Genomic DNA, 5,432 nt, shown 5'->3' with positions numbered 1-5,432 from the left:
ACCGCATGCGCACCGGTCGAGCACGCCGTGACCACCGAATGGTTCGGCCCTTTCAGTCCGTGCGCGATCGAGACGTAGCCGGAGGCGAGATTGATCAGGCGGCCGGGAATGAAGAAGGGCGACACCCGGCGCGGCCCGCGCTCCTTCAGGAGGATGGCCGTGTCGGCGATGCCGTTGAGGCCGCCGATGCCGGACCCGATCATGGTGCCGGTCGCGCATTTGTCCTCTTCGGTCGCGGGATGCCAATTGGCGTCGTCGAGCGCCTGGCCGGCCGCGGCCATGCCGAAGATGATGAAGTCGTCGACCTTGCGCTGGTCCTTCGGCTCCATCCATTTGTCGGGGTTGAATGTGTCGTTGCTGCCGTCGCCGCGCACGACTGTGCAGGCGTATTTCGTCTGGAGATCGGAGACGTCGAAGCTCTCGATTAGGCGAGCACCGCTTTCGCCGTTGAGGATGCGCTTCCAGGTCGGCTCGACGCCACAGCCGAGTGGCGAAACCATGCCGAGACCCGTGACGACGACCCGCCTCATATCCGAAAACTCCGCATCGCAGGATTCACGGCCAATAACAAGAAACCGGCTGACCGCTGCGAAACGGCCCGTCCGGTTTCAATGTTGTCCCCGCGAAATTGAAGAGCCTTAGCTCTTCGCGTTCTTCTCGAGAAACTTCGTGGCGTCGCCGACGGTGAGAATCGTTTCCGCGGCGTCGTCCGGAATCTCGCAACCGAATTCCTCTTCGAACGCCATCACCAGCTCGACGGTGTCCAGACTGTCGGCGCCGAGGTCGTCGATGAAGCTCGCGTTGTCAACCACCTTCTCGGGTTCAACACCAAGGTGTTCGACCACGATCTTCTTAACCCGCTCGCCAATGTCACTCATTGCTTAACCTCGTGTTGTTCCCTGTAGACCCGACCCCCCGGGACGATACGAGCCGTCGTGGTCGTTTAGTGCCTTCGCTTACGAACTGATTTGGCCCCATCCTAACCGATGCAGGGGCCCGGCGAACGACGGCCAAGGCTCCGCATCGCCAATATACAGGGTTTCAAAAACCTGCAATGGCGTTCTTTGCCCATCCGTTGAAGGTCCGGTTATCATACTTCAATTGCCTTGACTACAAGCCTCATTTCGCTCCGGAAACGGCCGTTTGCCGCATCCCGCGCCGCGGCCTCGAGGGCAGCGCGTAAGGAGGCGTCAGATCATGGCCATGCCGCCATTGACGTGGATGGTTTGCCCGGTGACGTAGGCCGCTTCGTTCGAGCTCAGATAGACGGCGGCCGCCGCGATGTCCTCGGGAGTCCCGAGGCGGGCCGCCGGAACCTTGCTGAGAATCGTTTCGCGCTGCTTGTCATTGAGCGCATCGGTCATCGGCGTCTTGATGAAGCCGGGCGCGATGCAGTTCGCAGTCACGCCGCGCTTGGCGTATTCGGCGCCGAGCGTCTTGATCATGCCGATCAGGCCCGCCTTCGATGCAGTATAATTGCCCTGCCCCGGATTGCCGGTGACACCGACCACCGAAGTGATGGCGATGATGCGGCCGAAGCGCTTGCGCATCATCAGTTTGGTCGCGGCGCGCGCCAGGCGGAAGGTCGCGGTCAGATTGACGTTGATGACCTCGTCCCAATCCTCGTCACGGAGTTGCACGAACAGATTGTCGCGCGTGATGCCGGCATTGGCGATGAGAATGTCGACCTGGCCCATCGCCGCTTCCGCAGCAGGCACCAGCGCCTCGACCTCATCGGCCTTGGAAAGATTGCAGGGCAGCACGAAGGCGCGCTCGCCGAGCTTGCCGGCAAGCTCGTCCAGCACCTCCTTGCGCGTCCCTGAGACCGCAACGGTCGCGCCCTGCGCGTGCAGCGCCTGCGCGATCGCGCCGCCGATGCCGCCGGTCGCGCCGGTGACGAGCGCCTTTTTGCCAGTCAGATCGAACATCGATGACTCCTTCAAGCCTGCTTCGCGGCGGCCAATGCATCCTTGGCGGCGGCAATATCATTGGGGCCACCGACCGCAATGCCGACGGCGCCGTCCGCAATGCGCTTGACGAGGCCGGTCAGCACCTTGCCGGCGCCGATCTCGAAGAAGCGGGTGACGCCCTGCCCGGCCATATAGGCGACCGACTCGCGCCAGCGCACCGTGCCGGTGACCTGCTCGACCAGGCGGCGGCGGATCTCGTCGGGGTCGGTGATGGCGCTCGCCAGCACGTTCGACACCAGCGGCGCGGCGGGCGCCTTGATCGTGACCTTCGACAGCGCCTCCGCCATGGCATCCGCGGCCGGCTGCATCAGCTTGCAATGGAACGGGGCGGACACGGGCAGCAGCATGGCGCGCTTGGCGCCCTTGGTCTTGGCGATCTCGACGGCGCGATCGACCGCGGCCTTGTCGCCGGAGACGACCACCTGCCCGCCGCCATTGTCGTTGGCGGCCTGGCAAACCTGCCCCTGCGCCGCCTCATTGGCCACCTCCATGGCGGCCTCGTAGTCGAGACCGAGCAGCGCAGCCATCGCGCCGGCGCCAACCGGGACGGCCTTTTGCATGGCAAGACCGCGGGTGCGAAGCAGACGGGCGGTATCCGAAACCGTCAGGCTGCCGGCCGCGGCCAGCGCCGAATATTCGCCAAGGGAGTGGCCGGCCACGAAGGCAGCGTCTCGTCCCACGGAAAAACCGGCCTCGGCCTCGAGCACGCGCAAGGTCGCCATGGACACGGCCATGAGCGCCGGCTGGGCGTTCTCGGTGAGTTGCAGGGTTTCGGCCGGACCATCCCAAATCGTCGCGGTCAGCTTCTCCGAAAGCGCGGCGTCCACCTCGTCGAACACGGCGCGCGCCACCGGAAAGGCGTCGGCCAGGGCCTTGCCCATACCGACCGCCTGGGAACCCTGCCCCGGAAATGTGAATGCAGCCGTCATCGGCGCTCCCTGTTGCCAGGCATGATCCCTCGCGAGAACCGGCAGCCGATTACGCACGGCTTTGGGCCATGGTTCCGGATCATGCTCCAAAGGGGGCCGTAGACACCGTCCGGGGCCGGACTGTCAAGCCGAGGGGGATGCTTGGGCTACCATTCAACGGGAAATACCCGTCAAAACCCGCCGGCGGTCTGGTTGGCATCGACGTCCACTCCGGCCTGTGCGCGGCGCGCACTGCTCACGAGTTGACCCGGCCGGTCGTCCCGATCCGGCCGCGCAGTCGCCAGCCGCAACACCGCCGCGTAACCCGGCTGCACTTCCATGCGGCCGGCATGCCGGCTGGCACTGAGCAGCCGATGCACCTTCGGCAGATTATAGCATGGCACGTAGAACAGCAGGTGATGCTCGAGGTGGTAGTTCACGTAGTACGGCGCGATGAACAGCCGCTCCAGGAAATTGGCCTGCGTGGTGCGGGTGTTGCGCAGGGGATCGCTGCTGTCGGGCACCACGGCGTGCTCGGCGATGTTGCGGATGCGGGTGATGACCATCATCCAGGTCAATAGCGGCACCAGCCAGAGCAGCGGATAGGCCCACCACACGCCAGCCGCCGAGCACGCCGCAAACATGATCGCGTTGACGACACATTGCGGGCCGAGCTTCTCCCAGAAATGCGCCGCACGCTGCCGCCACGGCCAGTCCTTCGGGCCGAGCGCGTTGAGCAGTTGCGCCTTGCGTTGCTGGTAGCCGGTCTGTCCCGTGATGTCGCGGACGAACTTGCGGCGATAGCTCAGCCTGGTGATCGGAAACGGCGCCGACAGCACGAGATCGGGATCGTCCTCCTGCTGCGTGCGCGCATGATGCTGCAGGTGGTAGCGCCGGTAGCTGCGCGTCTCCGCGAACAGCGGATAGGCGCAGAACCATTGGCTCAGCGCCAGATTGGTTTTCTCGTCGGCGGACAGGCAGCCATGGGCGCCGTCATGCATCAGGATCGCAAGGCCGAGCTGGCGCGAGCCGATGATGGCGACCGCGAGAATATAGGTGACCGGATTGGGCCACCACGCCACCAGCGCGATGGCACCGATGATCAATGCCCAGGCGTGCGCGATCAGCGCGGCGCCTTTCCAGGTCACGCGCCGGCGCACGTCGGCGAGCTGATCATCAGTCAGGAAATCGCGGGCACGCATGCGAAGCTCGGTCATGGCCTAGCCCTCTTCATTCGAATCTGATGCGTCGTCGACGAGCCGCAGGCGTGTGGTCTCACCGGCGGATTTCGCCTGCTCGCCGAGCATGCGCAGCATCTCGGCGCAGAGTTCCTCCGGGGAACGGCCCATGGCGTAGCCTTCGAGGATCACGCCGATGGCGACCGCCCAGAACCGCCGCGAGCTTTCGTCGGGCGCACGCAAGGAACGCCAGCCATGCCGTTCGACCTGGCCTGCATAAGCGCGCGCGCCTTCGCCGTGCAGGCGCTCGATGGTGCGCTCGACCAAGGGCGCGAGATCCTGGCGACGCCGCGTCAATGTCAGCGCTTCCGCGAAGAAGGCGACCGAATCGCTTGCCGTCACGGTCTCGGCCAGTGCGCAGGTGTATTCCCGCGGCGTGCGCGCCTTCAGCGCCGCCTGCTCGGTGGCGCGCGCCAGATGCAGGAGATCGCGGCAGGCGCATTCGACGAACAGCGCCTCCTTGGTACGGAAGTAATAGGTGATCTGGCTGGGGAACGCGTTCGCCGCGGCTGCGATGTCCGTGATGGATGTGCCCGACAGCCCCCGCTCCCGGAACAGCGGGCTCGCCGCATCCAGGAGCAGCGAACGCATCTTGCGGCCGGCCGAACGCGTTGCGCGCGCGGCATGCTTGGGGTCGCCGGCGCCCGATTCTAACGTCGCAGGGGAAGAAATGTCCTCCATTGCGCTCCTCCCGTTAGTTTTTTGTATGATATACAAACAAATAAATCAAGCGGGTCGGATTTGGGCCCGTCCCGGACTCGCCTGCTGGCTCCCTGGCGGAAACGCGGCCGCCAACCTTGCAAAGCCGGCCAAAATCCGTATAAGGCGCGCATCCGCAGACCCCGGCCGGGAGCTGAACGGACGGTCTCAGCAAATCCTTCGTGATTTTGGTGTGGCAGGGCCAGTCGGCCCGTCGTCCCGTGTTTCCGCCTTCTGAGCTTGATCCCAGAGTCCTTTCCGAAGGCCTCTTAAGGGTTTGACGCCGGGCGATGCGCCAACATGAGGAAAGGACGACCATGCCTCTTTACGAGCATGTTTTTCTCGCGCGTCAGGACGCGAGCCCGCAGCAGGTCGAAGAGCTGACTGCGCAGATGACCGGGATCGTCGAGGGTCTCGGCGGCAAGATCACCAAGACCGAGAATTGGGGCGTGCGGTCCCTCACCTATCGCATGAACAAGAACCGCAAGGCGCACTTCGTGCTGCTCAACATCGACGCGCCCTCCGCGGCGATCGCCGAGATCGAGCGCCAGGAGCGCATCAGCGAAGACGTGATCCGCTATCTCACCGTGCGCATCATCGCGGACGGGCCTTCCTCG

At 64.7% G+C, this 5,432-nt stretch carries 7 protein-coding genes; 1 reads left to right on the top strand and 6 read right to left on the bottom strand.

All coding sequences use genetic code 11. The features are described 5' to 3' along the window. The 6 genes from JHD07_RS28145 to JHD07_RS28120 form a co-directional block, all read right to left on the bottom strand. On the bottom strand, window positions 1-530 hold a 530-nt coding region (locus JHD07_RS28145), incomplete at its 3' end, for a beta-ketoacyl synthase N-terminal-like domain-containing protein (protein ID WP_291628054.1). A gap of 108 nt (window positions 531-638) precedes the next feature. Further along, on the bottom strand, window positions 639-878 hold the full coding sequence (locus JHD07_RS28140) for an acyl carrier protein (RefSeq protein WP_008551805.1): 240 nt from the start codon (window positions 876-878) through the stop codon (window positions 639-641). A gap of 312 nt (window positions 879-1,190) precedes the next feature. Further along, window positions 1,191-1,928 (bottom strand): 3-oxoacyl-[acyl-carrier-protein] reductase, encoded by a 738-nt coding sequence (gene fabG, locus JHD07_RS28135; RefSeq protein ID WP_291628049.1) that lies wholly within the window; start codon window positions 1,926-1,928, stop codon window positions 1,191-1,193. 11 nt (window positions 1,929-1,939) lie between these two features. Then, the gene (fabD, locus tag JHD07_RS28130) at window positions 1,940-2,899 is read right to left on the bottom strand and encodes an ACP S-malonyltransferase (RefSeq protein WP_291628047.1); all 960 of its coding nucleotides are present in this window, start codon (window positions 2,897-2,899) and stop codon (window positions 1,940-1,942) included. Window positions 2,900-3,069: 170 nt separating this feature from the next. Continuing rightward, window positions 3,070-4,095 carry a fatty acid desaturase family protein gene (locus JHD07_RS28125; RefSeq protein WP_291628045.1) on the bottom strand — a complete coding sequence of 342 codons (1,026 nt, stop codon included), beginning with the start codon at window positions 4,093-4,095 and terminating at the stop codon, window positions 3,070-3,072. Between the two features lie 3 nt (window positions 4,096-4,098). Continuing rightward, window positions 4,099-4,797, bottom strand: coding sequence for a TetR/AcrR family transcriptional regulator C-terminal domain-containing protein (locus JHD07_RS28120; protein ID WP_291628043.1), 699 nt, complete (start codon window positions 4,795-4,797; stop codon window positions 4,099-4,101). 335 nt (window positions 4,798-5,132) lie between these two features. Here JHD07_RS28120 and rpsF point away from each other — a divergent pair. Beyond that, window positions 5,133-5,432: 30S ribosomal protein S6 (rpsF, locus tag JHD07_RS28115; protein ID WP_291628041.1), on the top strand; the 300-nt coding region annotated here is incomplete at its 3' end.

The organism is Bradyrhizobium sp., assembly GCF_016462955.1.
In the GTDB taxonomy this organism is placed as follows: domain Bacteria; phylum Pseudomonadota; class Alphaproteobacteria; order Rhizobiales; family Xanthobacteraceae; genus Bradyrhizobium.
The sequence above is the reverse complement of the archived record's forward strand: the minus strand, read 5'-3'. Positions and strand labels throughout refer to the sequence as shown.